The organism is Modicisalibacter radicis (assembly GCF_900961225.1).
In the GTDB taxonomy this organism is placed as follows: Bacteria; Pseudomonadota; Gammaproteobacteria; order Pseudomonadales; family Halomonadaceae; genus Modicisalibacter.
Genome location: NZ_CAAHFN010000087.1, coordinates 92121 through 117823 on the forward strand (window position 1 = coordinate 92121; position 25703 = coordinate 117823).

Below are 25703 nucleotides of genomic sequence, written 5' to 3' on the forward strand. Positions count from 1 at the left end.
CTTTTCCCTGTGTAGGCGAATTCAGGGCTTGAGCGTGGCGCAGCATCGGGCTTCAATAAATCGAATAATATTTCATCCAGGGTTCAGCATGAGTGAAGTCTCCACCGCCGCCCTCGATCTCGAGCTGTTGCGTACCTTTCAGGCAGCGGCGCACCTGGGCTCGTTGGCTGGCGCCGCCGAGCAGCGTCACCGCACCGTCAGCGCGATCAGCATGCAGCTCAAGCGGCTCGAGGACGTGCTGGGGACCCGGCTGCTCGAGCGCGGCCCGCGCGGCGTCATACCGACCGCGGCGGGCGAGTCGCTGCTGCGTGAATCGCGCGAATTGCTGCGCTTGCATGATGGCATGCTGGCGCGCTTCACCGGCCGCGGGCTGGGTGGCAGGGTGCGTTTCGGCTTGCCCGAGGATTACGCGCGTGAATTGCTGGGCGATGTACTTCCCGATTTCATGGCGCGCCATCCCGACGTCCTGCTCGAGGCGTTCACCGCGACCAGCGGCGAGCTGGCCCGTCAGTTGAGCCAATCCAGGCTGGCCCTGGCGGTGCTGCTGGATCGACCGCGGCGCCTGCCCGGTGGCGAAGCGTTGTGGCAGACCTCACCGGTGTGGGCTGGCCCCCGCCTGGGGCAGCTCACCGAGCGCTTCAGTCTGCCGCTGGCGCTGCATCCCATCGATTGCCCCTATAGGGACCTGGCGGTGGAATCGCTGGAGGCCATCGGCAGGCCCTGGCATGCGGTGTTTACCAGTACCAGCATCCAGGCGGTGGAGAAAGCGATCGAGGCGGGACTGGCGATCGGCGTGATCGACCGCCAGCGCCTGACGCCGTCGATGCGCGAGCTGGGCGAGGCGCAAGGGCTGCCGACACTTGCCCCCTGCGAGGCACGCTTGCACTGCGCCACGCAGATCGAACGAGCCTCGCGCCCCGCCGTCGAGGCGCTGGCCGGCCTGCTGCGCGAACGGCTTTTCGCACGCGGGCCATGGCGCGCGGAGACGCTGCGCTGAGTGGCCGCCGATGACGGCGGACACGATGCAGGGGGCCGGTGAGCAAAACGACGCGTCGGGATGGCGTCACAAAAAAAGCCGCCCGTGAGGGCGGCTGTAAGACCGTGACTAGCTTGATGAGGAGATAACCATGGCAGGAACCTGACATTCGCTGCGATGGTCCGTGGCGCTTTGGCGAACGCCACAATCAAAAGGTAATGGTTCTCATTTTGGTTGTCAAATCTAAAAGAGAAATATTTTCAATAAAGCCCGGGATGGGTCCGCGGCTACCCGGACAGCGCCAGCCAGGCCGGCAGGCTGAGCATGGCGAGCAGCGTCTGACCGGTGATCAGCGCCGCCATCAGTTCGGCATCGCCCCCCAGCTGACGCGCCAGGATATAGGCCGAGGTGGCGGTGGGCAGGGCGGCGAAGAGCAGCGCGACATCGCGGCTGACCGGGTCGAGCCCGGTCAGCCGGGCCAGCGCCAGCACCGTGGCCGGCATCAGCAACAGCTTGACCAGATGGGTGACCCACACGCCCCGGTCGAGGCGGACCAGCGCGCGCGGACGCAGCGCCACGCCCACCGCGACCAGGCCCAGGGGCAGGGCGGCACGACCCAGCAGGCCGACGGCGTGCTCGCTCCAGCCCGGCAGGCCGATGCCCGATAGATTGAGCCCGATGCCGATGAGGCAGGCAAGGATCAGCGGGTTGCGGGTCAGCGCCGCCAGGCTCCTGGCGAGGCTCGACGGGCCCAGGGTGCCGGCGGCGATGAAACAGGCCACGCACAGCACGTTGACGATCGGCACCATCAGCGCCACCGCCACCGCGGCGACCGTCGCCCCGGCGGCGCCGTGCAGGGCGGCCGCGCCGGCGACACCGACGTAGGTATTGAAGCGCAGAGCCCCCTGGAACACCGAGGTGAACGCCGCGGCGTCGAGTCCCAGCGCGGGGCGGGCCCACCACAGCACGGCCGCGAAACCGGCGATGGCGCCCAGCAGCACGATGGCCACGCGCCCCACCGGGACCTGGGAAACATCGGCGGTGGCCAGCGTCGATACCAGCATGGCGGGAAACAGCAGGAAATAGACCAGGCGCTCCAGCTGCGCCCAGAAGTCGCCGCCGGGCAGGCGCCGCCAGCCGAGCAGGGCTCCCAGCAGGATCAACAGGAACAGCGGGCCCAGGGCACCCTGAACGCTACTCATCGGCTCTCCTTCGTCATCGAGTTCGACCGAAGCGGCCGGCGGATGCGACATCCTGCCCGGGTCGCCGGCGCTGACGAGCTGCTAGGCTTATCGCGATCTTGCCGGCCAGGATGGACTTGCCACAACGCCCATCGTATCGCCCGGACGACGACAATGCGCGACCGCCACCTCTCGCTGACTGTCGCCCTCACGTAGGCACGGCTCTACGACCCGCCGCTTGCAGTTCCCGTCGTATCTTGCCATCGAAAACACCCCGAAGGTCGGACGGGTGTCCAACTTTCGGGGTGCAGTTCATTGGCGTGCAGGGTCGAGCGTCACTCGCGTGGCGAGTCTTGCTCGAGAGCCTTGGAGCGCATCAGGAACACGTCTGTATACCGGCGCCAGGGCTCGGTCCTGCAACGCGCACTCTCAGCCGTTCTGGTCGTTATCGCTCTGATCGCCTTCCGCGTTTTCCGCCTGGCCCGAGTCCTGGGCGTCGGCCTTGGTCACGTCGAGCAGTTCGACCTTGAAGGTCAGTGCCTGGTTGGGGCCGATCGGACCGCCGGTGCCGGCGGGGCCGTAGGCCAGGTCGGAAGGCAGATAGACCATCCAGGTATCGCCGACGCTCATCATCTGCAGTGCTTCCTGCCAACCGGGAATGACCTGATCGACGCGGAACTCGACCGGTTCGCCGCGCTCGTAGGAGCTGTCGAAGACGGTGCCGTCGATCAGCTTGCCTTCATAGTCGACCTTGACGGTGTCGTTGGCATCCGGCGAGGCGCCGTCGCCCGATTCGAGCACCTTGTACTGCAGCCCCGAATCGGTGACCTCGACGCCTTCCTTCTCGGCATTCTCGGCGAGGAACTCCTCGCTCTTGGCCTTGTTCTGCTCGGCGGCCTGTTTGGCCTGCTTCTGGCGCTCGGCGTTCTGCTGCTGCTGGAACTGGGTCAGCGCCTGGGTCATCTCTTCCTTGCTCATCTGCAGGTCGTTGTCGGCGTAAACGTCCTCGATGGCCTGGTTGAAGCTGTCGATATCCAGATCCTGGATATCCTGGGAGAGGCTCTGGCCGAGCGTGACGCCGATGCTGTAGCTGAGCTTTTCCTGATCGCTCTGGGGGGCGGCGAGGGCCCACGGCGCGCTTGCCAGTAGCGTTAAGGCAACGGCGGTCACCCGAGTTTTCATGAAACCTCCTTGGTTGCGTGATTCGGCACAATGATGGGGCGCCAAACGTGTCATGGGACTCTAACAGGGCTGATTTTGTTCCGCACCCATGCGACGCCCGGGCCCCGACTTGACATTGCTGTGGCTTTGCTCTTTTCTGAATCAACATCGACAATAAAGGGGACAAGTATGCAAATGCGCAATATCGTTATCGGTGTGACCGCTTTGGGTATGGTGGGTGTCGCTTCATCGGCATTCGCCGAAACTTGGCGCTTCGGCCTCGAGGAGACCGAAGGCAGTGTTCAGTATGGCTACGCCGAAGAATTCAAGAAAATGATCGAGGAGAAGAGCAACGGTGATATCACCGTGCAACTTCTCCCCTACGGGTCCTGGGGCTCGAGCTACTCGGCGCTCTACGATGCAATTCAGAACGGTTCGATCCAGATGGGTTTCGGCTCTGGCTTTCTCGGCGGCACGGTGCCGGAAAGTCAGCTGATGAGTCTCAACTTCGTGATGCCGAACGATCAGCTCGAAACGGCGAAGATACTCAACTCCGATGCCTTCCTGCAGAGCGATCCCTGGCAGCAGGCGTATCGCGAGCGCGATCTGGTACCGCTGGGCGCGCTGCCCGAGGGCTATCAGGTCTGGACCGCCAACCAGGAGATCCGTACCCCGGAAGACATGCAGGGGCTGCAGATCCGCGTCATGGATAACAGCCTGCTGCGCAGCACCTATCAGGCTTACGGCGCGGCCCCGATCACCATCGCCTATGGTGAGCTATACAGCGCTTTGCAGCAGGGCCAGGCCGAAGGCAACATCCAGCCTGTCTTCGCCCACGAGAACATGGGCTTCTACGAAGTTCAGGACTACATGATCTTCGCCGATCAGTCGCAGTTCATCGCCAACCTGATCGGTAACCTCGATTGGTACGAAGGGCTGTCCGACGAGCAGCGTCAGATGGTCGGTTCCACGCTGGATGAAATGGTCCAGAAGGGCCACGATATTCAGACGCAGTTCAATTCCGAGCGTCTCGACATCATCAAGGAAAAGAGTGACATCAACGTCATTTACTTGAATGACGAGGAACGTGCCAAGTTCCGTGAACTCGCCAAGCCGGTTCGCCAGACCTATGTCGACATGGCCGGCGAGCGCGGCAAGCAGTCGCTCGACATCCTGCTCGAGGAGATCGACAAGGCAGGGGCCGGCAATCAGGGTTCCTGATGTCGTAGCCTGGCAGGCCGGTTAGCCGGCCCGCCGCGTCACCATCGCCCGGAAGCCTTGCTTCCGGGCGATTTCGTTTTCGTCCGGGGTTCCGGTGCGCGGCAGGGGCTTTCTCGTGCGGGGCCTGGCGTGCTGCCGCGGCAGCGCCGGCCGATTCCGTGGCATGGACATGCCCGGCCCGCTCGATGCGGCAGGCCGGGCATGTCCCTTGTGGCGTGGCCACGCGGGCCAATCGCCCGGCGCGTAGCCGGGCCGCAGCGATCAATCGCCGCCCAGGGAGGGCAGCAGCAGGGATATCTGGGGGAACAGGATGAGCACCAGGGTCGCCAGCAGCAGGATGGCGATGAACGGTGGCGTGCCGCGGATCACGTCCATGTAGGGGCGGCGGAACACGGCGATGGCCGTGAAGATGTCGCAGCCGAACGGCGGCGTGGCCGAGCCGATGGCGGCCTGCAGCGTGACGATGACGCCGACATGCACCGGATCGAGTCCGGTGGACTGGACCAGCGGCTTGAAGATCGGCACCAGAATCAGGATGACCACGATCGGATCGACGAACATGCAGCCGACAAAGAAGGCGGCGGCGATCAGCAGCAAGGCCAGGAACTGATTGTCGCCGATGCCATCGATGATGGGGCCGAGGATCTTTTCCGGGATGCCGGCCGTTCCCAGGGTCTGGGAGAAGGCGGCGCCAATGGCGACGAGGATGAACACCACGGCGGTGATCATGCCGGTGGACAGGGCGAGGCTGCCGAGGTCGCGGATCGAGACCTGACGGTAGATGACCACCTCCAGGATCAGGGCATAGGCCACGGCCACCGCGGAAGCCTCGACGGCGCTGAAGAAACCGCCATAGATGCCGCCGACGACAAGCACCGGAAAGCCCATCGGCAGGATCACCCGGCGAATGGCGCGGAAGCGCTCGCTCCAGGTCGCCTTGGGTTCGGGCTCGATGCCCTTCAGGCGTGCGTCGATGTAGCAGTAGACCGCGAACATCCCGAGAATCAGCACCCCCGGCAGGATGCCGGCCAGGAACAGGTCGCCGATCGAGGTCTTCATCACCACGCCATAGACGATGAAGCCGATGCTGGGGGGAATCAGCAACGCTATATCGCTGGCATTGATGATCAGCGCCAACGTGAAGCTGTCGGAGTAGCCGCGGGCCAGCAGGCGCGGTCGCATCGGCCCGCCCATCGCCACTACCGTTGCCTGGGTGGAGCCCGATACGGCACCGAACAGGGCGCAGGATGCGGCGGTGGTGATGGGCAGGCCACCACGCACCTGGCGGGTGAAGACGTCCACGACGTCGAGCAGCCGGTTGGCGGTGTGACCCTTGGTGAGAATGTCGGCGGCGAAGATGAACATCGGTACCGCGGCCAGCACCCAACTGCCCACACCGTTGATCATCCAGCTGACCGCCTGGTCCGGGCCGAAGAAGGTCATGCCGGTAAACATCATGTAAAGCGTGCCCGCCGCCAGGGGGACCATCATCGGAAACCCGAGCAGGAGCAGCACGAGCATGATTACGCCTAGCCAGATGAGCATGAGATAATCCCCGTGTCTACCATGGTTTTTGGTCTTGTCGCGTGGTTATACATCGCGCTTTGACTCGTCGCGGCCAGGCGCATCGTTGTTGTCGTTGTCGTCGTCGGGTATCTCGGAATAGGTTTCCTTCTCCGTGAATGAGCGATAGATGTCGTCGCTTGCGAAGTTGCGTGCGGCGGTCAGCAGGTACTGGACCCCAGCCAGGATGAAACCGACGGGGAGCGCGAGATAGACGATCCATAGCGGGATCCCCAGCGAGGCACTGGCCCGCCCCCGGCCGTAGATGGTGATGACGTACTCGGCCGACTTGTAGGCGAAATAGAACATCAGCACGGCCGTGCCGAGACAGATGACAATCATCAGCGCCTTGCGCAGGCGACCGCCGAGCTGATCGTAAATGGCCGACATGCTGATGTGACGGGCGTGTCGCGCGGCGTAGCCTACGCCGACGAAGGTGATCACCACGATGAGCATCTCGGTGACTTCGTAGGTGCCGGCGATACCGCTGCCGAAGAGGATGTTGCCGACCACGTGAGCGCTCATCAGGGCGGCCATGATGAGTACGCTGCCCGCTACGATGGTTCGCTCGACCACCCCAAGCCCCCGATCGAGGATGCTCAGTATGCGCAGCAGACCGCCGTATCGTTTCTGGCTATCGCCGGGGGGCGAGGATGGTTGGGTCATGTCGCAAGCTTTCCTTGTTGTGTCAGGATTGGCGTGCCGTTGATGGCGGACATCCGGCCTGAGGGCCACCGGCAGCGTGGCCCATGGACGCAGGCGAAGCACTCGTTTTGAAGTTACAGCCTTTGCGGCATCAGTGCCACACGTCGCCCGGGGCTTGCGTCGCCTGCAGGCCGACGGCCAGTGTGGCCAGCGGGCCGGCGAAGGTGGCGTCGAACCGGCGCTCCATGTGCCGGGCCAGGCGGATGTACAGGTCATCGTCGGTTGCGCGCCAGGGGCGAACCCCCTCGCCGCGTCGTGTCAGGGCCTGCAGTTGTGCCAGGGCCTCGCGTTCGGCTGCCAGCTCGGCATGCTTGAGCCGTTCGCGCCAATCGGCGAGTGGCGAGCCGGGCCGGGCCAGGGGCTTGAGGGCGCGGCGACGGGCGCGCAGGGGATAGGTCTGGCGGGCCTGATGCTCGCGAACCGGCGCCAGGGCCTCCGAGACCCCCGGGGTCGTCACCAGGCCGAGGTGATCGAGCCAGCCCAGCCACAGCAGTTCACAGACGTCGGCATCGGCCCGGTCCTGCAGGTCGAGGCAGGCGCCGGCGATCGCTGGATCGGCGTACATGGCCAGGGCGTAGCGCCAGAGTGCATCGGGGGCGGCCAAGGCGAAGGGGGATTGGGTACAATGGTCGGTCATTAGCGACGACGAACAGTGCGTCCTTGAAGCCTTTGGAGTCGACGGGAGAACGGCATGATCGCATTACGCCAGCTGGCCCTGCAACGCGGCACTCAGCCGCTGTTCGAGGACGCCGAGCTGACTCTGCACCACGGTCACAAGGCCGGTATCGTCGGTGCCAACGGCAGCGGCAAGTCGAGCCTGTTCAAGCTGCTGCTCGGTGAGCTGGCCCCCGACCGCGGCGAGGTGAGCCTGTCCGGTGGTCAGCGTATCGCCCACATGGCCCAGGAGGTCGAGTCGCTCGAGCGCTCGATTCTCGACTACGTGCTCGACGGCGACCGCGAACTGCGCCGCACCCAGGCCGCGCTCGATGCCGCCAGCGCCAGCGGCGAGGCGCATCGCGAGGCCGAGTTGCACGGTCGGCTCGAGGCGCTCGACGGCTACAGCGCGCCGGCCCGGGCCGCTCGGCTGCTGGTCGGCCTGGGTTTCACCCAGGCCGATCTCGAGCGTCCGCTGGCGGCGTTCTCGGGTGGCTGGCGGATGCGCGTGAACCTCGCCCAGACGCTGTTCATGCCCTCCGACCTGCTGCTGCTCGACGAACCCACCAACCACCTCGACCTGGACGCGCTGCTGTGGCTCGAGCAGTGGCTGACGCGCTACCCCGGCACCCTGCTGCTGATCTCCCACGACCGCGATTTCCTCGACGCGGTGTGTGAACACATCGTGCATGTCGAGCGGCGCCAGTTGACGCTCTACAGCGGCAACTACACCACCTTCGAGCGCACCCGTGCCGACAAGCTTGCCCAGCAGCAGGCCGAGGCCGCCAAGCAGCAGGCGCGACGCGAGGAGATCGAGCGCTTCGTGGCGCGCTTCCGCGCCCAGGCAACCAAGGCCCGTCAGGCGCAGAGCCGGCTGAAGATGCTCGAGCGCATGCAGACCATCGCCGTGGCCCACGTCGATTCGCCGTTCCACTTCACGCTGCCGTCCGCCGACAAGACCTCGCATCCGCTGCTGGTGCTCGACGAGGCGCGGCTGGGCTATGCGGAGGACTCGGCGCTGCTCGACGGCGTCAAGCTGACGCTGCTGCCGGGGCAGCGTATCGGCCTGCTGGGGCCCAATGGCGCCGGCAAGTCGACGCTGATCAAGTCGCTGACCGGCGACCTGCCGCTGCTGGCCGGCAAGCGGGTGCCCGGCGAGCATCTCAAGGTCGGCTACTTCGCCCAGCATCAGCTCGATGGGCTCGACCTGACCGCCACGCCGTTCATGCACGTGCAGCGGCTGTCGCCGACGGCCAGCGACCAGGCGATCCGCAATTTCCTGGGGGGCTTCGGCTTTCGCGGCGACGATGCGTTCGGCGAGGTGGGACGCTTTTCCGGCGGCGAGAAGGCGCGCCTGGCGCTGGCCCTGGTGGCCTGGCAGAAGCCCAATCTGCTGCTGCTCGACGAGCCCACCAACCATCTCGACCTGGAGATGCGCGAGGCACTCACCGAGGCACTGGCCGCCTTCGAGGGCACGGTGATCATCGTCTCGCACGACCGTCACCTGCTGCGCGCCACGGTCGATGAGTTCTGGCGGGTCGCCGATGGCAAGGTGACGCCGTTCGACGGCGATCTCGACGACTACCGGGCCTGGCTAAAGGCGCGTCTCGAGGGAGCGCGGCGCGAGGCGCGTGCCGAGAAGGCCGGCGACGCAACGGCCGAGGCGCCGGCGCCCGACCGCAAGGCCTCGCGGCGTGCCGCTGCCGAGCTGCGCGAGAAGCTGCGTCCGCTCAAGCGCGAGCGCGACAAGGTCGAGCGGCGCATGAGCGAGGCCCAGGGCAGGCTCGAGACACTCGAGGCGGCGCTGGGCGAGCCCGAGCTCTACACCGATGCGGCGCGCAAGGCCGAGCTGACCGATCTGCTGACCCGCCAGGGCGAACTCAAGGCCGAGGTGGATGCACTCGAGCAGGCCTGGCTCGAGGCCGAGGAGAAACTGGAAAAACTGCAAGCCGAACTGGTCGGCGAAAGCTGATCCGGAGCACTCGATCGGAGGTGTGATTCAGGTTTCCAGCAGGAAGGTCACCGGTCCGTCGTTGACCAGCGCGACCTGCATGTCGGCGCCGAATTCGCCACTGGCGACGCGCGGCCAGGCCCGGTGCGCCTGGGTGAGCAGGTGGTCGAAAAGCCGCCGGCCCTCATCGGGCGGGGCCGCACTGGAGAAGCCCGGCCGCAGGCCCTTGCCGGTATCGGCGGCCAGGGTGAACTGCGAGACCAGCAACAGCCCGCCGTCGACCTGTCGCAGGTCGCGGTTCATCTTGCCCGCCGCGTCGCCGAACATCCGATAGTGCAGCAGCTTGTGCAACAGTCTGTCGGCGCACGCCGCATCGTCGCCTTTCTGCACGCCGATCAGCGCCAGCAGGCCGTGATCGATCGCACCGACGGTCCGGCCGTCGACCGCGACGCTGGCGTGGCTGACGCGTTGAATCAATGCTCGCATGGGCACCCCCGTCGCCAAGAACCTTGTCCGCCGGACGAGCGTAGCATGTCGCCACCAGGGGCGGCTGGATTTCCGGCCAGCCCTCGCTCAAGCTGTCCTGAACAGGTCACCATCGAAAAGGGGATAACCCGATGCGCAGGAAAATCGCCCTGGCCACCGCTGTCGCCATCGCGGGGCTCCCGTTGATGGGCCTGGCTCACGCGGAAACCTGGCGTTTCGCCCTCGAAGAAGCCGATGGCGGCGTGCAGGACGCCTATGCCGAAGCGTTCAAGGAGCGTATCGAGGAACAGTCCAACGGCGATATCACGGTCGAGATCTATCCGTATGGCTCGCTGGGGACTTCCTCGCAGCTGACCGAGCTGGTCCAGCAGGATGCCGTCCAGCTGGCTTTCGCCTCGCCGGGCCATCTGGCCTCGGTGATACCGGAGACCGGGGTCTTCACCCTGCACTTCCTGTTCTCGGACGATAACGCGATCAACGAGGAGGTGCTGAGCGGTTCCGAGGCCGTCGGCATGCTTGAAGAAGCCTATAACGAGCAGAACCTCGAGCTGCTCGGGGTGATTCCCGAAGGCTGGATGGCCTGGACCGCCGATCGCCCGATCCGCATGCCCGTCGATATGCAAGGCTTCAGGATTCGCACCATGACCTCGCCGATCCTGGTCGAGTCCTACCGTGCCTATGGTGCCAATCCGGTACCGATGCCCTATTCCGAGGTCTATTCAGGGCTGCAGCTCGATCGGATCGATGGTCAGGCCAACCCGCTCTTCGCCATCGCGGAGATGGGCTTCCACGAAGTCCAGGATTACCTGATCCAGGCCAAGCCGGCGCAGTTCATGACCACGCTGGTGGTCGCCAACGACTTTTACGAGGGCTTGCCGGACGCGCGGCGGCGGATGATCGACGAGGTCACCGGGGACCTGCGCCGCTACATCTTCGCCACGCAGGCGCAGTTCAACGACGCACGTCTCGAGGCCATCGAGGAGAGCAGCGACATTCAGGTTTCCACACTCGACGAGGAACAGCGTGCCGCCTTCCGCGAGCTGAGCATGCCGGTCCGCGACACTTACGTCGAACGGGCCGGCGAGCGCGGCAAGAGGATTCTCGAGACGCTGGAAAGGGATATCGCGGCCGCCGAGCAGGAGGGTGGCCGAGGCGGCAACTGATCCGCGCGGCCGACAAGCAGCGGGCCCGGCATTGCGCCGGGCCTGTTTGATGGCGGTGGCCGCCTGATCGGGTCCGCCCGGGCGTCGTGCCGGCTGCTACCAGGCGCGGCAGACCATCAGGTCGCAGCGGGGCTCGGCGAGCAGCTGCTCGCATGGCGGGCTGGGGCGGCCTCGGCGGTACTGGTTGCCCAAAGCCAGGAGATCGGGGGGCAGGCGCCGCAGGCGGCTCATCAGTACCTCGCTGGGGTCGCCCTGTTCGAGGACCAGCTCGAGCTCGGGCACGTCGCCCAGTTCGTCGAGCAGTTGGTCGATCTCGCGCTCGAGCTGGCTGCGCAGGCGCCCGACCTCGCTATCGCGCCAGCGGGCGTAGTCGCTGTTCGAGGCGAGTTCATGCTCACCGGGAATGTCCCAGGCGTGGAGCAGCGTCAAGCGCGCCTCGGGGAAGCGGGTAAGCGCCTGGCGCAGGACCTGCCTGCCGGCCAGGGAAAAGTCGATGGGCACCAGGATGTCGCGCCACTGCTGGTCGGGCGAATGGCTGACCGAGAACACCGGGCAGGGGGCGCTGCGCATCACCCGGGCCAGGGTGGTGCCGCCCGCCAGGTCGGGCTGGCCGCGCTTGCGGTGGGCGCCGAGCATGATCAGCGATGCCCCGCGTTCGTGCGCCTCGCGCACGATCTCGGCGTAGGGGTCGCCGGTCATGGTCTGGATCAGCACCTCGGGCTCGGGGAGCGCATAGTCCTCGCGCAGGTCCTGCAGGGTGCGTTCCATGTCGGCGACCACGGCGCCTTCCAGATCGTGCAACGCCTGGCGCGGCAAATGCGGATCGAGCACATGCAGCACGTCGAGGCGCGCGCCGTTGTCCACGGCCAGGCGCACCGCCCGGGCGAAGGCGGCGCGATTCTCGGCGGAAAGGTCACAGGCGAACAGCAGGGTCTGAGGCATGACGGCATCCTCCCACGGTTGGTCGCTCGGCGCTGACGTCTCGAGCGTGACTGGAAGCATGGTGCGGCCCATCGGGGTCTGCAAGTCTCGCCGGCCGGCTACCACCAGGCATGGAAGTGATGCACCGGACCGCGACCCCGGCCGACGTCGAGTCGGTGGCTCTCGTGCAGCGCCTGGCTGAGCCATACCTTGGCGTGCTGGACGGCGCTGACCAGCGGTTCGCCGCGCGCCAGGTGGGCGGCGATCGCCGAGGACAGCGTGCAGCCGGCGCCGTGCAGGTTTTGCGTGGCGATGCGCTCGGCCTCGAGCCAGCTGTAGCCCTCGGTGGAGCCCAGCAGGTCTGGGCAGCGTTCGCCGTCGAGGTGGCCGCCCTTGAGCAGCACGTTCGGTGCGCCCAGGTCGAGCAGGCGCGGGAGCAGTGCCTGCATGGCATCGGCGTCGCGCGGCGTGTCGGCGCCGAGCAGTACCGCCGCCTCGGGCAGGTTGGGGGTGATCAGGTCGGCGCAGGGCACCAGGATCTCGCGTACTGCGGCAATGCCCTCGTCGTCGACCAGGATGTCGCCGCTCTTGGCGACCATCACCGGGTCGAGCACGACCCAGCGCGGCCGGTAGCGTTGCAGGGCGTCGCGTACCGTTCTCGCGAGGTCGATGTCGCCGATCATGCCGATCTTGACCGCATCGATGGCGATGTCTTCGCATACGGCATCGATCTGCGCGCGCACCATCTCGGCGGCCACGGGGGTGACCGCGCGCACGCCACAGGTGTTCTGCGCGATGACGGCGGTGATCACGCTGGTAGCATAGGTGCCCAGCGCCGAGAAGGTCTTGATGTCGGCCTGAATGCCGGCGCCGCCGGAAGGGTCGGTGCCGGCGATGGTCAGGACGTTGGCGATACGAGGAGTCGCGGACATTATCGAAGACGGCTTACTGTGTCGGGAAAGCTATAGCCTAGTGCATCGGCCCGGGTGTCGGCCATGCTGAGCCTGTTTCTGGTGGCACTGGCCAGCGCCACCGTGTTGCCCGGCGGCTCGGAAGTGTGGCTGGCGCGCCAGTGGTGTCTCGGCGAGCCGCCGCTGGCGCTGTGGGGGGTGGCGACGCTGGGCAACACGCTCGGAAGCCTGGTCAACGTTGCCCTGGGGCGCTATGCCCGCCGTTTTCAGGGGCGGCGCTGGTTCCCTGTCTCGCCGGACGTCCTGGCGCGCGGTGAGCGCTGGTACGCCCGGCTGGGCGCGTGGAGCCTGCTGTTGAGCTGGGCGCCGCTGGTGGGCGATGCGCTGACCGTGGTGGCCGGTGTGATGCGCCTGCCCTGGTGGCGCGCGAGCCTGCTGATCGCGTTCGCCAAGGGGGCACGCTACGCGGTGCTGTTATGGCTGGCCGGGCGCTGGCTCGCGCCGCTGTGCTGACACGTTGCCCGGATTCAAGGACGAGCCATGCCGGCCGATGGGGTGGGTAGGGTGAACGGCGCGGGATGTCGATGACTACGAATGTTTCTCAGTTCGCGAGGGTGCACCGAAAGTACAGCTTGCCTCTGACAATTCTCTAATGATCTCCTATGCTTAACCCGTACGGGCAAATGACAGGTAATAACCACTATACAAACACTGGTCGCTTGACGATTGGGCCTGCCTGCCGTTCATGGTTTGAACGAGGGAATGCATGAACCAGAACGCTACCGCGATCATCGCGCAATACTGGGCTGTCGGCCTGTTCGTCGTTGCCGTCATGGCCCTGTGCGCCTTCATGGTCGGTGCTTCCAGCCTGCTGGGTGGACGCAGCAAGGGACGCAGCAAATCCCTGCCTTTCGAGTCCGGCGTGGTGGGTACGGGCAGTGCTCGCCAGCGCTTTTCCGTCAAGTTCTATCTGGTCGCGATGCTTTTCGTGATCTTCGATATCGAGGCCGTGTTCCTGTTCGCCTGGGCCGTGTCGGTGCGTGAAGTGGGTTGGGTCGGCTTCGCTGGCGCAGCGGTTTTCATCTTCATTCTGCTCGCCGGCCTGGTTTACGACAGCCGTGTCGGTGCCCTCGACTGGGCCCCGAAACGCAAGATGCGCGACCCCGGTTCCTGACCCGGGCGCTCCGGCCTCGACCGTGGCCGGGCCCGTTCCGGCATCGGTCCGGATGCTCAACAACGACGTGGCAGCTAGCCGCTAGCTGGAGGAGATGCATGGCTTATACCCTCACGCGTGCCGAAGACGCCGTGTCAGCGGATGCGCGCTATCCGCTGGGCGAGCGCCAGCGGGTCGAGGACGACCCGATGAAGCAGCAGATCCATCGCAACGTCTTTACCGGCAAGCTGGAAGAAGTGCTCAACTCGGCCGTCAACTGGGGTCGCAAGAACTCCCTGTGGCCCTATAATTTCGGCCTGTCGTGCTGTTATGTGGAGATGACCACGGCGTTCACCGCACCGCACGATGTCGCCCGCTTCGGTTCCGAGGTGATTCGTGCCTCCCCGCGCCAGGCGGACTTCATGGTCATCGCCGGGACCTGCTTCATCAAGATGGCGCCGGTCATCCAGCAGCTCTACGATCAGATGCTCGAGCCCAAGTGGGTGATCTCGATGGGCTCCTGCGCCAACTCCGGGGGCATGTACGATATCTATTCGGTCGTGCAGGGCGTCGACAAGTTCCTGCCGGTGGATGTGTATGTACCCGGTTGCCCGCCGCGGCCCGAGGCGTTCCTGCAGGGGCTGCAGCTGCTCCAGGACTCGATCCAGGAGGAGCGGCGGCCCTTGTCGTGGGTCGTCGGCGACCAGGGGGTCTACCGCGCCGAGATGCCTTCGCAGCGCGAGAAGCACCGCGAGCGGCGCATCCAGGCCACCGAGTTGCGTACGCCCGATAGTGTCTGAGCAGTACCTGAACCCGTCTCCACCTTCTGTTGCAGGAGCTAGTTCACGTCCATGAGCGTTGCCACACCGACCATCGATTCGACGGCCGCCGACGATCCTGTCGTCGGCGCGCTCAAGCAGCGCTTCGGCGATCAAGCCATCCTCGAGCAGGCGACGCTGACCGGCATGCCGGTGCTGTGGGTGGCCCGTGACATAGTCATCGAGGTACTGAGCTTCCTGCGCGACATGCCCGAGCCCTTCGAGATGCTCTACGACCTGTCGGCGATCGACGAGCGTCTGCGCGGCAATCGGCGCGGCCTGCCGGCGTCGGATTTCACGGTCTTCTACCAGTTGCTGTCGATAGCGCGAAACCGCGATGTGATGCTCAAGGTGGCATTGCACGAGGACGACCTGGCGCTGCCCACCAGCGTGTCGATCTACCCCAACGCCAACTGGTACGAGCGCGAAGTGTGGGACATGTTCGGCATCGATTTCCGGGGGCATCCGCATCTCACCCGGATCCTCATGCCGCCGACCTGGAACGGCCACCCGCTGCGCAAGGACCATGGCGCGCGGGCCACCGAGTTCGACCCCTACACCCTGACCGTCGAGGGCCAGGACGTCGAACAGGAGGCGCTGAAGTTCAAGCCCGAGGATTGGGGCATGCGGCGCGAGAACGCCGACACCGAGTTCATGTTCCTCAACCTGGGACCCAACCACCCCTCGGCCCACGGTGCCTTCCGCATCATCCTGCAACTCGACGGCGAAGAGGTCGTCGACTGCGTGCCGGATATCGGCTATCACCATCGCGGCGCCGAGAAGATGGGCGAGCGTCAATCCTGGCACAGCTACATTCCCTACACCGACCGGGTCGATTATACCGGCGGGGTGATGAACAACTTTCCCTACATCCTGGCGGTGGAGAAGCTCGCCGGGATCCAGGTGCCCGAGCGGGCGCAGACCATTCGCATCATGATGGCCGAGATGTTCCGCATCACCAGCCACCTGCTGTTCCTGGGGACCTACCTGCAGGACCTGGGGGCCATGACGCCGGTGTTCTTCACCTTTACCGATCGCCAGAAGGGCTACGAGGTGATCGAGGCGATCACCGGTTTTCGCATGCACCCGGCGTCGTTCCGCATCGGTGGGGTGACGATGGATCTGCCGCGCGGCTGGGAGACGCTGGTGCAGGGCTTTCTCGACTGGATGCCCAAGCGGCTGCGCGAGTACGAGCGGGCGATGATGGAGAATGCCATTGTCCGCGAACGGACCCGCCACGTCGCCGCCTTCACCACCCGCGAGGCGCTCGCCTGGGGGGTGACCGGGCCCAACCTGCGCGCCACCGGCTGTGACTTCGACCTGCGCAAGAAGCGCCCCTACGGCGGCTACGAGAATTTCGATTTCGAGGTTCCGCTGGGCAGCAATGGCGACGTCTTCGATCGCGGCCAGCTGCGCATCGAGGAGATGCGCCAGAGCCTGCGGATCATCCAGCAGTGCGTGGATCACATGCCGGCCGGCGACTACAAGGCCGACCATCCGCTGACCACGCCGCCGCCGCGCGACAAGATGCTGCAGCACATCGAGACGCTGATCACCCACTTCCTGCAGGTGTCGTGGGGGCCGGTGCTCAAGCCCAACGAGTCGCAGCAGATGATCGAGGCGACCAAGGGCATCAACAGCTACTACCTGACCAGTGACGGCAATACCATGAGCTACCGTACACGTATCCGCACGCCGAGCTTTCCGCACCTTCAGCAGATTCCGGCGGTGATGCGCGGTGGCTTCGTGCCCGACCTGATTGCCCACCTGGGCAGTATCGATTTCGTGATGGCCGACGTGGATCGCTGACATGACCGAGACCGCACGACAGATCGCCAGCGATGGCGAAGGCTTTACCCTCGCCGACGAGGACCGCCATGCCATCGCGCACGAGCGCGACCATTACGAGCAGCCCCAGGCCGCCTGCATCGAAGCGCTGAAGATCGTCCAGCGCCGCCACGGCTGGGTGCCCGACGCGGCGATCCCCGCCATCGCCGAGGTGCTGGGCATCGGCCCGGCCTCCGTCGAGGGCGTGGCGACCTTCTACAGCCTGATCTTCCGCCAGCCGGTAGGGCGCCATGTGATCCTGGTCTGCGACAGCAGTTCGTGCTTTCTCAACGATTACGATGAGCTGCTCGAGGCGCTGTCGGCACGGCTCGGCATCGGCCTGGGCCAGACCACCGAGGACGGCCGCTTCACGCTGCTGCCGGTGTGCTGCCTGGGCGCCTGCGACCGCGGCCCGGCGCTGATGGTCGACGACGACACCTACGGTCCCGTCGCGCCCGACGACGTGGCCGATCTGCTGGAGGGCTATGCATGAGCGTGAGTCGTTATCACTGCCAGCTGCGCCAGAGCGCCGCCGAGCGCCGCGCCGAGACCCACCCGCTGACCTGGCGGCTGCGCGAGGACGGCGCCGTGGTCGGGCTCGACGAGTACCTCGACAAGGACGGCTACGCCGCCGCGCGCGAGGTGCTCGACCACCAGTCGTCCGACGACGTGATCGCCACCATGAAGGAGGCCAACGTGCGCGGGCGCGGTGGCGCCGGCTTCTCGGCGGGCATGAAGTGGAGCCTGACCATGAAGGGCGAGGGCATCCCGCGCGGCTATCTGGTGTGCAACGCCGACGAGATGGAGCCGGGCACCTTCAAGGATCGCCTGCTGCTCGAACAGCTGCCGCACCTGCTGATCGAAGGCATGATCATCGGCGGCTACGCCAACCACTCGCGCTTCGGCTACATCTTCCTGCGCGGCGAGTACGTCGAGGCCGCCCGGGCCCTGACCCGCGCGATCGAAGAGGCGCGTGCCGCCGGCTGGCTGGGCAACGACATCGCCGGCAGCGGTTACGATTTCGACATTGCCCTGCACACCGGCGCCGGGCGCTACATCTGCGGCGAGGAGACGGCGCTGATCAGCTCGCTGGAGGGCAACCGCGCCAACCCGCGTGCCAAGCCGCCGTTTCCGGGCCAGTCGGGCGCCTGGGGCAAGCCCACCGTGGTCAACAACGTCGAGACCTTCTGCAACGCTCCGGCGGTGATGCGCCACGGCGCCGCGTGGTATCAGGCGCTGTCCGGCGAACTCAGCAACGATGGCGGCACCAAGCTCTACGGCGTCTCGGGCAAGGTCGCCAAGCCGGGGCTGTGGGAATTGCCGATCGGCACCCGCGGCAGCGAACTGCTCGAGCGCGCCGGCGGCATGCGCGACGGCCGTGCGCTCAAGACCTGGCTGCCCGGCGGCGGCAGTACCGGCTTCCTGTTGCCCGAGCACCTCGACGAAGCGCTCGACTTCGACACCATCGGCAAGCTGGGCAGTCGCATGGGCACCGGGCTTTTGACGGTGATCAACGAGGACCAGAGCGTGCTGTCGCTGGTGCGCAACCTCGAGCAGTTCTTCGCCCGGGAGTCGTGCGGCTGGTGCACGCCGTGCCGCGATGGCCTGCCGTGGACCGTCAAGATCCTGCAGTCGCTCGAGCGCGGCGAGGGCGAGCGCGGCGACCTGGAGATGCTCGACAAGCTGGGTAGCGACCTGGGGCCGGGCAAGACCTTCTGCGCTCATGCCCCGGGCGCGGCGATGCCGCTGCAGTCGGCGCTCAAGTACTTCCGCGACGAGTTCGAGCGCGGCGTCGCGCATCCGCCGAGCAACGCCCACGCCGATCCCATCCCGGTGGGCGCGGTATGAGCGCAACCATCAACCTGAAGGCGAGGTAACGGCATGGCGACGATTCACGTGGACGGGCACAGCTACGACGTCGACGGGGCGGACAACCTCCTCAGTGCCTGCCTGTCGCTGGGCCTCGATGTGCCCTATTTCTGCTGGCACCCGGCGATGGGCAGCGTCGGTGCCTGTCGCCAGTGCGCGGTCAAGAAGTACAAGGACGCCGACGATACCCAGGGCATGCTGGTGATGTCGTGCATGACGCCGGCGACCGACGATAGCTGGATCTCGATCGACGACGACGAGGCGCGCGAGTTCCGCGCCAGCGTCATCGAGTGGCTGATGATCAACCACCCGCACGATTGCCCGGTATGCGAGGAGGGTGGTCATTGCCACCTCCAGGACATGACCGTGATGACCGGCCACGACCGGCGTCGCTATCGCTTTCGCAAGCGCACCCACCGCAACCAGTACCTGGGCCCGTTCGTCGCCCACGAGATGAACCGCTGCATCACCTGCTATCGCTGCGTGCGCTTCTATCGCGACTACGCCGGCGGTACCGACCTCGGCGCCTTCGGCGCCAACAGCAACATCTATTTCGGCCGTCACCAGGACGGCGTGCTCGAGAGCCCGTTCTCCGGCAACCTCACCGAGGTCTGCCCCACCGGGGTATTCACCGACCAGACCCACTCCGAGCGTTACACCCGCAAGTGGGACCTGCAGTTCGCGCCGAGCATCTGCCATCAGTGTGCCTCGGGCTGCAACATCAGCCCGGGCGAACGCTACGGCGACATCCGGCGCATCGAGAACCGCTACCACGGCGAGGTCAACCGCTACTTCCTGTGCGACCGGGGGCGCTTCGGCTACGGCTACGTCAATCGCAGCGACCGCCCGTTGCGCCCCGAGTGGCGCAGCGACCGCGGCGACGCCCCGGTTACCCTGGAGGTCGATGCGGCGCTCGACCGCGGCGCCGACCTGTTGCGCACCGCGCGCCGGGTGATCGGCATCGGCTCGCCGCGGGCCAGTCTCGAGAGCAACCACCAGCTGCGCGAACTGGTCGGCGAGGGCAACTTCTCGACCGGAATCGCCGCCGCCGAGCAGGCCTGCCTGACGGCGATGCAGACGCTCAACCAGAGCTGCGGATTGCCCACCCCGACGCTGCGCGACGTCGAGGATCATGACGCCGTGCTGGTGCTCGGCGAGGACCTGATCGCCAGCGCCGCCCGGGTCGGCCTGGCGGTGCGCCAGGCGGCCACCGCGCGGCGCACCGAACTGGCCGCCGAGCGCGGCATCCCGGCCTGGAACGACGAGGCGGTCAGGACCCTCGGCCAGGACAGCTACCACCCGCTGTACATCGCCTACCCCACCGCCACCGGGCTCGACGAAGTCAGTGCCGCGAGCTGGGCGCTGGCGCCGGACGACATCGCGCGGCTCGGCTTCGCCGTGGCGCACGCCATCGATTCGACGGCCCCGGCGGTGGAAGGGCTCGACGAGGCCACCCGGCGCGAGGCCGAGACGATCGCCGAGCGATTGCTGGCGGCACGCCGCCCGCTGGTGATCGGCGGCGGCTCGCTGGGCTCGCCGGCGGTGATCGAGGCGGCCGGCAGCGTGGCCCGGGCACTGTCGCGCTCGGCCCGGGAGGGCAGCCTGCTGCTGGTGCGCGGCGAGGCCAACAGCACCGGGCTGACGATGCTCGGCGGCGAGTCGCTCGAGTGGGCCCTCGATGAACTCGATGGCGCGCGTGCCGATGCGGTGGTGATCCTCGAGAACGATCTCTATCGGCGTGCCCCCCGGACGCGGGTCGATGCCGCGCTGGAGCGCGCCGAAACGGTCATCACGCTCGACCATCAGCGCACCGCCACCTGGCAGCACGCCCACCTGGGGCTGCCGGCGGCGGCCTTCACCGAGGGCGACGGCACCCTGGTCAGCCTGGAGGGGCGCGCCCAGCGTTTCTTCCAGGTCTTCGACCCGCGCTACATTCGCCCCGAGACGCGCATCCACGAGAGCTGGCGCTGGCTTCACGCGCTGCGCGCCGACATGCTGCGTCACGACGTCGGCGAGATCACCCTCGACGCGGTGACCCAGGCCTGTGCCGAACGTCATCCCGCGTTGCACGGCATCCTCGGTGCCGCGCCGGGCGCCGACTACCGGGTGCGCGGGCTCAAGCTGGCCCGCGAGCCGCACCGCTACAGCGGGCGCACCGCCATGCGGGCGCATCTCGACGTCAGCGAGCCACGGGCGCCCCAGGACCCCGATTCGCCGTTCACCTTCTCGATGGAGGGCTACAACGGCTTCGACCGGCCTCGCGAGGAGGTCGCCTTCGCCTGGGCGCCGGGCTGGAACTCGCCACAGGCCTGGAACAAGTTCACCGACGAGGTCGGCGGCCACCTCAGCGCCGGCGATCCCGGGGTGCGCCTGCTGCATCCCCGGCCGGGCGACTACGCTTATTTCGACGCGCTGCCCGCCGGTTTCGCCCCGCGCGAGTCGAGCTGGCAGGTAGTGGTGCTGCCGCGGCTGTTCGGCGGCGAGGAGACCTCGTCGCGGGCCGCGCCGATCGTCGAACGCGCCGCGCCGGCGACGCTGAGGCTCTCGGCCGACGACGCCCAGCGACTGGGATGCAGCGACGGCGATCTGCTCGGCGTGGCCACCGCCAGCGGCCGGGTCAGCCTGCCGGTACAACTCGACGCCGCGTTGCCCGCCGGGTTGATCGGCGTACCGGCGGGCGTCGAGCCGGGGCTGGTCAGCGGTGACTGGGCCGAGTTGAGCCCGGGCGCGACGAACTATCACGATGCCGGCGCCATGGCACGGCGTGGCGACGAGACAGGAGATCGCCCATGAGCTGGTTGTCGCCGACGATCGTCGCCAGTCTGATCGCCATGCTCCAGGCCGTGGTGATCCTGCTCGGCGCGGTGCTGCTGGGGGCGGTGATGACGGTGGTCGAACGGCGCCTGCTGGGGCTGTGGCAGGATCGTTATGGCCCCAACCGGGTGGGGCCGTTCGGCTCGCTGCAGCTGATCGCCGACATGATCAAGATCTTCTTCAAGGAGGACTGGATCCCGCCGTTCGCCGATCGCACCCTGTTCGTGCTGGCCCCGGTGATCGCCATGGCCTCGCTGCTGCTGTCGTTCATGATCATCCCCATCACCCCCGGCTGGGGGGTGGCGGACCTCAACATCGGGCTGCTGTTCTTCCTCGCCATGGCCGGCATCAACGTCTATGCGGTGCTGTTCGGCGGCTGGTCGAGCAGCAACAAGTACGCCCTGATCGGCGCCATGCGTGCCTCGGCGCAGACGCTCTCCTACGAGGTGTTCATGGGGCTGGCGCTGATGGGCGTGGTGGCGATGACCGGCTCGTTCAACATGCGCGAGATCGTCAACGCCCAGGAGGGGCTGTGGTTCGTCATTCCCCAGTTCTTCGGCTTCTGCACCTTCCTGATCGCCGGGATCGCGGTGACCCACCGTCACCCTTTCGACCAGCCCGAGGCCGAACAGGAGCTCGCCGACGGCTATCACATCGAATACTCGAGCATGAAGTTCGGCATGTTCTTCATCGGCGAGTATGTCGGCATGGTGCTGGTCTCGGCGCTGATCGTGACGCTGTTCTTCGGCGGCTGGCACGGTCCGCTGCTGCCGCCGATCGTCTGGTTCGCGCTCAAGACAGGCGCCTTCCTGGTGTTCTTCGTGCTGTTGCGCGCTTCGCTGCCGCGGCCACGCTACGACCGGGTGATGAGTTTCGGCTGGAAGTTCTGCCTGCCGCTGACCCTGATCAATCTGCTGGTGACCGGGGCGGTGATTCTGATTGCCGACCCGCTGTGATCACGCCACTGTAACCGAGGAGATACGGCCATGTTCATGAAAGTGATCAAGGGCAGCGTCTCCCAGCTGCGTACGCTGGGCATGGTCTTCATGCACAGCTTCCGCAAGCGCGAGACGCTCAACTACCCCGAAGAGCCGGTCTACCTGGCGCCGCGTTACCGGGGGCGCATCGTGCTGACCCGCGACCCCGACGGCGAGGAGCGCTGCGTGGCCTGCAACCTGTGCGCGGTGGCCTGTCCGGTGGCCTGTATCTCGCTGCAGAAGGGCGAGCAGGAGGATGGTCGCTGGTACCCCGAGTTCTTTCGCATCAACTTTTCGCGCTGCATCTTCTGCGGCATGTGCGAGGAGGCCTGTCCGACTTCGGCGATCCAGCTCACCCCGGACTTCGAGATGAGCGAGTATCGGCGTCAGGAGCTCGTCTACGAGAAACAGGACCTGTTGATCGACGGGCCCGGCAAGGATCACGACTACCACTTCTACAAGGTGGCGGGCCTGTCGATCGCCGGCAAGGACAAGGGGCGGGCGCAGAACGAGGAACAACCGATCGACGTCAAGACGCTGCTGCCGTAAGTCAGCATTTACTAGCAGGACGCAACCATGGAAATCGCCTTCTACCTGAGTGGCCTGATCGCCGTACTGGCGACGCTGGGGGTCATCACCAACACCAATCCGGTGCATGCGCTGCTCTACCTGATCGTCTCGCTGATCTCGGTGGCGCTGGTGTTCTTCGCGCTGGGCGCACCGTTCGCCGGGGCGCTGGAGGTGATCGTCTATGCCGGGGCGATCATGGTGCTGTTCGTGTTCGTGGTGATGATGCTCAACCTGGGCGATCAGGGCGCCGCCCAGGAGAAGGCCTGGCTCAGGCCGCGGATCTGGCTGGGCCCGTCGCTGCTCGCCGCGGTGCTGCTGGTGACCCTGATCGCCACGCTGTGGTCGGGGGACGCCGGGCGCATGATCAGCGGCGAGGTGCTGACCGCCAAGGCGGTGGGCTCGCTGCTGTTCGGCCCCTGGCTGATGGTCGTCGAGCTGGGCGCCATGCTGCTGCTGGCGGCGCTGGTCACGGCGTCGCATGTCGGTCGCGTGGCCTCGCCCGACAAGCCCGAGGTGAATGCCGAATCGGGCGCCCGCAAGGAGGCCTCATGAACGGAATACCCATGGAACATGGCCTGGTACTGGCCGCGATCCTGTTCACGCTGGGTTTCGCCGGGCTGATCTGCCGGCGCAACATGGTGTTCGTGCTGATGAGCCTGGAAGTCATGCTCAATGCCGCGGCGTTGGCGTTCATCGTCGGCGGTACGGCCTGGGGCCAGCCGGAGGGCCAGGCGATGTTCCTGCTGGTGATCACCCTGGCCGCGGCCGAAGCGAGCGTGGGCCTGGCGCTGCTGATCCAGCTCCACCATCGCTTCAAGTCGCTTGATGTGGATGCCGCCAACCGTATGCGCGGCTAAGGGAGCTGTCGATGTCGTTGTTGCCACTGACGTTTTTGCTGCCGCTGGTCGGCACTCTGATCCTGGCGCTGTCGCGGGGCACGCTCAACGCGCGCGCCAGTGCGGTGGTCGGCGTGGCCAGCGTCGGGCTGGCGGCCCTGGTCACCGCCTGGGTCGGCTGGACCTTCCGGGCCGACGGCGGTACCGGTGTCGACATGACGCTGTGGACCTGGCTGTCGGTGGGCGATTTCCAGCCGGCCATCGGGTTGCGCCTCGACGGCCTGTCGCTGACCATGCTGTCGATCATCACCGGCGTCGGCTTCCTGATCCACCTGTTCGCCGCCTGGTACATGCGTGGCGAGAGCGGCGTGACCCGCTTCTACGCCTACATGAACCTGTTCGTGTTCAGCATGATCCTGCTGGTGCTCGGCGACAACGTCCTGCTGCTGTACCTGGGCTGGGAGGGGGTCGGCCTGTGCAGCTACCTGCTGATCGGCTATTACTATCAGACCTCGGCCAACGGCTGGGCGGCCTTCAAGGCGTTCATCGTCACCCGGCTGGGTGACGTGTTCCTGGCCATCGGGTTGTTTCTGCTGTTCCGCGCGCTGGGCACGCTCAACATTGCCGAGATCCTCGCGCGCGCGCCCGAGGTGTGGAACGAGGGCTCCCTCGAGGTCCAGCTGGCGGCGTTGCTGATCCTCGGCGGGGCGCTGGGCAAGTCGGCCCAGCTGCCGCTGCACACCTGGCTGGCCGATGCCATGGCCGGCCCCACGCCGGTGTCGGCGCTGATTCACGCGGCGACCATGGTCACCGCGGGCGTCTACCTGATCGCCCGGATGCACGGGATCTTCGAGCTGGCGCCGACGGTGCTCTACCTGGTGGGGCTGATCGGCGCGCTGACGCTGCTGATGGCCGGCTTCGCGGCGCTGGCGCAGACCGACATCAAGCGGGTACTGGCCTATTCGACGATGAGCCAGATCGGCTACATGTTTCTGGCGCTGGGGGTGGGGGCCTACGACGCGGCGATCTTCCACCTGATGACCCACGCCTTCTTCAAGGCGCTGCTGTTCCTCTCCGCCGGGGCGGTGATCGTCAGTTGCCACCACGAACAGGACATGCGCCGGCTGGGCGGGCTGTGGCGTCGTCTGCCGCTGGCGTATGCCGGTTTCGTGGTCGGCGGGGCGGCCCTGGCGGCACTGCCGCTGGTCACCGCCGGTTTCTACAGCAAGGACGAGATTCTCTGGGAGGCCTGGGCCGCCGGCAACGGCGGGTTGATGCTCGCCGGCCTGGTCGGCGCCTTCCTGACCTCGCTGTACACCCTGCGGCTGATCATCGGCACCTTCCATGGCGAAATGAAAAGCGACAACGCCCGTCACGCCGAGCCCGGCCGCGGGCTGGTGCATGGCCTGCCACTGGTGGTGCTGGCGCTCCTGTCGACCTTCATCGGCGCGGGGATCCACCCGCCGCTGGAGGGCGTGCTGCCGTCGGGTCCCGGTGCCGATGCGCACGGTGTCGGCCACACCGTGCTGGGGATCTTCGCCGCGGCGGCCTCGCTGGGTGGCCTGGGGCTGGCCGCCTGGCTGTTCCTCAAGCGGCGGCGCTGGCTCGCCGAGCGCGTCGCCGGTGGCTGGGAGGCGCGATTGTGGCGGCTCTGGAATCAGGCCTGGGGCTTCGACATCGCCTACGATCGGCTGCTGGTGCGCCCCTATCGCGGCCTGGTACATGTGCTGCGCAACGACATCATCGACCGTCTCGTGCTGGTGGCGGGGTGGATGGCCTGGCTGTCGCACCGCGGCCTGAGCTACACCCAGTCGGGCAAGCTGCGGCTGTATGCCACCAGCATGGCACTGGGGGTCACGGTGATCCTGCTGGTGCTGGTACTGGGCGGCTGAACGACGTGACCGGCACACTATGACTCGGACTTGCATAAGGAGAGGCGGGGGGAT

24 protein-coding genes are annotated in these 25703 nt (G+C 66.6%); 16 read left to right on the forward strand and 8 right to left on the reverse strand.

Annotation, left to right across the window (positions count from 1 at the left end):
* Positions 1-88: 88 nt before the first annotated feature.
* Complete coding sequence (locus tag HR9077_RS16375) at positions 89-997, forward strand: LysR family transcriptional regulator (RefSeq protein ID WP_136068201.1); 909 nt, start codon at positions 89-91, stop codon at positions 995-997.
* A gap of 266 nt (positions 998-1263) precedes the next feature.
* On the opposite strand, the gene HR9077_RS16380 is transcribed toward HR9077_RS16375, so the two are convergent.
* Together HR9077_RS16380 and HR9077_RS16385 are read right to left on the reverse strand one after the other, a co-directional pair.
* Positions 1264-2178, reverse strand: a complete 915-nt coding sequence (locus HR9077_RS16380) for an AEC family transporter (protein WP_136068203.1) — start codon at positions 2176-2178, stop codon at positions 1264-1266.
* Positions 2179-2586: 408 nt separating this feature from the next.
* Entirely contained in the window at positions 2587-3339 is a 753-nt protein-coding gene (locus HR9077_RS16385) for an FKBP-type peptidyl-prolyl cis-trans isomerase (protein WP_136068205.1), read from the reverse strand.
* 168 nt (positions 3340-3507) lie between these two features.
* Between HR9077_RS16385 and dctP the strand changes: the two genes are divergently transcribed.
* Complete coding sequence (dctP, locus tag HR9077_RS16390; protein ID WP_136068207.1) at positions 3508-4539, forward strand: TRAP transporter substrate-binding protein DctP; 1032 nt, start codon at positions 3508-3510, stop codon at positions 4537-4539.
* A gap of 261 nt (positions 4540-4800) precedes the next feature.
* On the opposite strand, the gene HR9077_RS16395 is transcribed toward dctP, so the two are convergent.
* From HR9077_RS16395 to HR9077_RS16405, 3 genes are all read right to left on the reverse strand, one after another.
* Positions 4801-6084 carry a TRAP transporter large permease gene (locus HR9077_RS16395; RefSeq protein WP_136068209.1) on the reverse strand — a complete coding sequence of 428 codons (1284 nt, stop codon included), beginning with the start codon at positions 6082-6084 and terminating at the stop codon, positions 4801-4803.
* A gap of 45 nt (positions 6085-6129) precedes the next feature.
* Entirely contained in the window at positions 6130-6768 is a 639-nt protein-coding gene (locus tag HR9077_RS16400; protein WP_136068211.1) for a TRAP transporter small permease, read from the reverse strand.
* Positions 6769-6898: 130 nt separating this feature from the next.
* Positions 6899-7444 carry a TIGR02444 family protein gene (locus HR9077_RS16405; RefSeq protein ID WP_136068213.1) on the reverse strand — a complete coding sequence of 182 codons (546 nt, stop codon included), beginning with the start codon at positions 7442-7444 and terminating at the stop codon, positions 6899-6901.
* A 54-nt stretch (positions 7445-7498) separates the two neighbouring features.
* Here HR9077_RS16405 and HR9077_RS16410 point away from each other — a divergent pair, with 54 nt between their 5' ends.
* The gene (locus tag HR9077_RS16410; RefSeq protein WP_136068215.1) at positions 7499-9433 is read left to right on the forward strand and encodes an ATP-binding cassette domain-containing protein; all 1935 of its coding nucleotides are present in this window, start codon (positions 7499-7501) and stop codon (positions 9431-9433) included.
* Between the two features lie 27 nt (positions 9434-9460).
* Here the strand turns inward: HR9077_RS16410 and dtd are convergent, their stop codons facing one another.
* Complete coding sequence (gene dtd / locus HR9077_RS16415) at positions 9461-9898, reverse strand: D-aminoacyl-tRNA deacylase (protein ID WP_136068216.1); 438 nt, start codon at positions 9896-9898, stop codon at positions 9461-9463.
* Between the two features lie 131 nt (positions 9899-10029).
* Between dtd and HR9077_RS16420 the strand changes: the two genes are divergently transcribed.
* A complete protein-coding gene (locus HR9077_RS16420; RefSeq protein ID WP_136068218.1) occupies positions 10030-11061 on the forward strand; it encodes a TRAP transporter substrate-binding protein in 1032 nt (343 codons plus the stop codon).
* Between the two features lie 96 nt (positions 11062-11157).
* Here HR9077_RS16420 and HR9077_RS16425 read toward each other — a convergent pair whose 3' ends face one another.
* Together HR9077_RS16425 and thiD are read right to left on the reverse strand one after the other, a co-directional pair.
* Positions 11158-12003: a universal stress protein gene (locus tag HR9077_RS16425; RefSeq protein ID WP_136068220.1), complete on the reverse strand. Its 846-nt coding sequence runs from the start codon at positions 12001-12003 to the stop codon at positions 11158-11160.
* 98 nt (positions 12004-12101) lie between these two features.
* Positions 12102-12914, reverse strand: coding sequence for a bifunctional hydroxymethylpyrimidine kinase/phosphomethylpyrimidine kinase (gene thiD / locus HR9077_RS16430; RefSeq protein WP_136068222.1), 813 nt, complete (start codon positions 12912-12914; stop codon positions 12102-12104).
* 63 nt (positions 12915-12977) lie between these two features.
* Here thiD and HR9077_RS16435 point away from each other — a divergent pair, with 63 nt between their 5' ends.
* The 12 genes from HR9077_RS16435 (at position 12978) to nuoL (ending at position 25649) form a co-directional block, all read left to right on the forward strand.
* Positions 12978-13406: a YqaA family protein gene (locus tag HR9077_RS16435; protein ID WP_136068224.1), complete on the forward strand. Its 429-nt coding sequence runs from the start codon at positions 12978-12980 to the stop codon at positions 13404-13406.
* Positions 13407-13659: 253 nt separating this feature from the next.
* Entirely contained in the window at positions 13660-14067 is a 408-nt protein-coding gene (gene ndhC / locus HR9077_RS16440; protein ID WP_136068226.1) for an NADH-quinone oxidoreductase subunit A, read from the forward strand.
* Positions 14068-14165: 98 nt separating this feature from the next.
* On the forward strand, positions 14166-14846 hold the full coding sequence (locus HR9077_RS16445) for a NuoB/complex I 20 kDa subunit family protein (RefSeq protein WP_136068228.1): 681 nt from the start codon (positions 14166-14168) through the stop codon (positions 14844-14846).
* 51 nt (positions 14847-14897) lie between these two features.
* The gene (gene nuoC, locus HR9077_RS16450) at positions 14898-16673 is read left to right on the forward strand and encodes an NADH-quinone oxidoreductase subunit C/D (RefSeq protein ID WP_136068230.1); all 1776 of its coding nucleotides are present in this window, start codon (positions 14898-14900) and stop codon (positions 16671-16673) included.
* A gap of 1 nt (position 16674) precedes the next feature.
* Complete coding sequence (gene nuoE, locus HR9077_RS16455) at positions 16675-17184, forward strand: NADH-quinone oxidoreductase subunit NuoE (RefSeq protein WP_136068232.1); 510 nt, start codon at positions 16675-16677, stop codon at positions 17182-17184.
* Complete coding sequence (gene nuoF / locus HR9077_RS16460; protein WP_136068234.1) at positions 17181-18539, forward strand: NADH-quinone oxidoreductase subunit NuoF; 1359 nt, start codon at positions 17181-17183, stop codon at positions 18537-18539. The genes nuoE and nuoF overlap by 4 nt, the downstream gene beginning before the upstream one ends.
* Positions 18540-18572: 33 nt before the next feature.
* Positions 18573-21353, forward strand: a complete 2781-nt coding sequence (gene nuoG, locus HR9077_RS16465) for an NADH-quinone oxidoreductase subunit NuoG (protein WP_136068235.1) — start codon at positions 18573-18575, stop codon at positions 21351-21353.
* Complete coding sequence (nuoH, locus tag HR9077_RS16470) at positions 21350-22330, forward strand: NADH-quinone oxidoreductase subunit NuoH (protein ID WP_136068237.1); 981 nt, start codon at positions 21350-21352, stop codon at positions 22328-22330. Before nuoG ends, nuoH begins: the two co-directional genes overlap by 4 nt.
* A gap of 30 nt (positions 22331-22360) precedes the next feature.
* A complete protein-coding gene (gene nuoI, locus HR9077_RS16475; protein ID WP_136068239.1) occupies positions 22361-22900 on the forward strand; it encodes an NADH-quinone oxidoreductase subunit NuoI in 540 nt (179 codons plus the stop codon).
* A 27-nt stretch (positions 22901-22927) separates the two neighbouring features.
* Positions 22928-23473, forward strand: a complete 546-nt coding sequence (gene nuoJ, locus HR9077_RS16480) for an NADH-quinone oxidoreductase subunit J (RefSeq protein WP_136068241.1) — start codon at positions 22928-22930, stop codon at positions 23471-23473.
* A complete protein-coding gene (gene nuoK, locus HR9077_RS16485) occupies positions 23470-23778 on the forward strand; it encodes an NADH-quinone oxidoreductase subunit NuoK (protein WP_136068243.1) in 309 nt (102 codons plus the stop codon). Before nuoJ ends, nuoK begins: the two co-directional genes overlap by 4 nt.
* A gap of 11 nt (positions 23779-23789) precedes the next feature.
* Entirely contained in the window at positions 23790-25649 is a 1860-nt protein-coding gene (nuoL, locus tag HR9077_RS16490) for an NADH-quinone oxidoreductase subunit L (protein ID WP_136068245.1), read from the forward strand.
* Positions 25650-25703 lie beyond the last annotated feature (54 nt).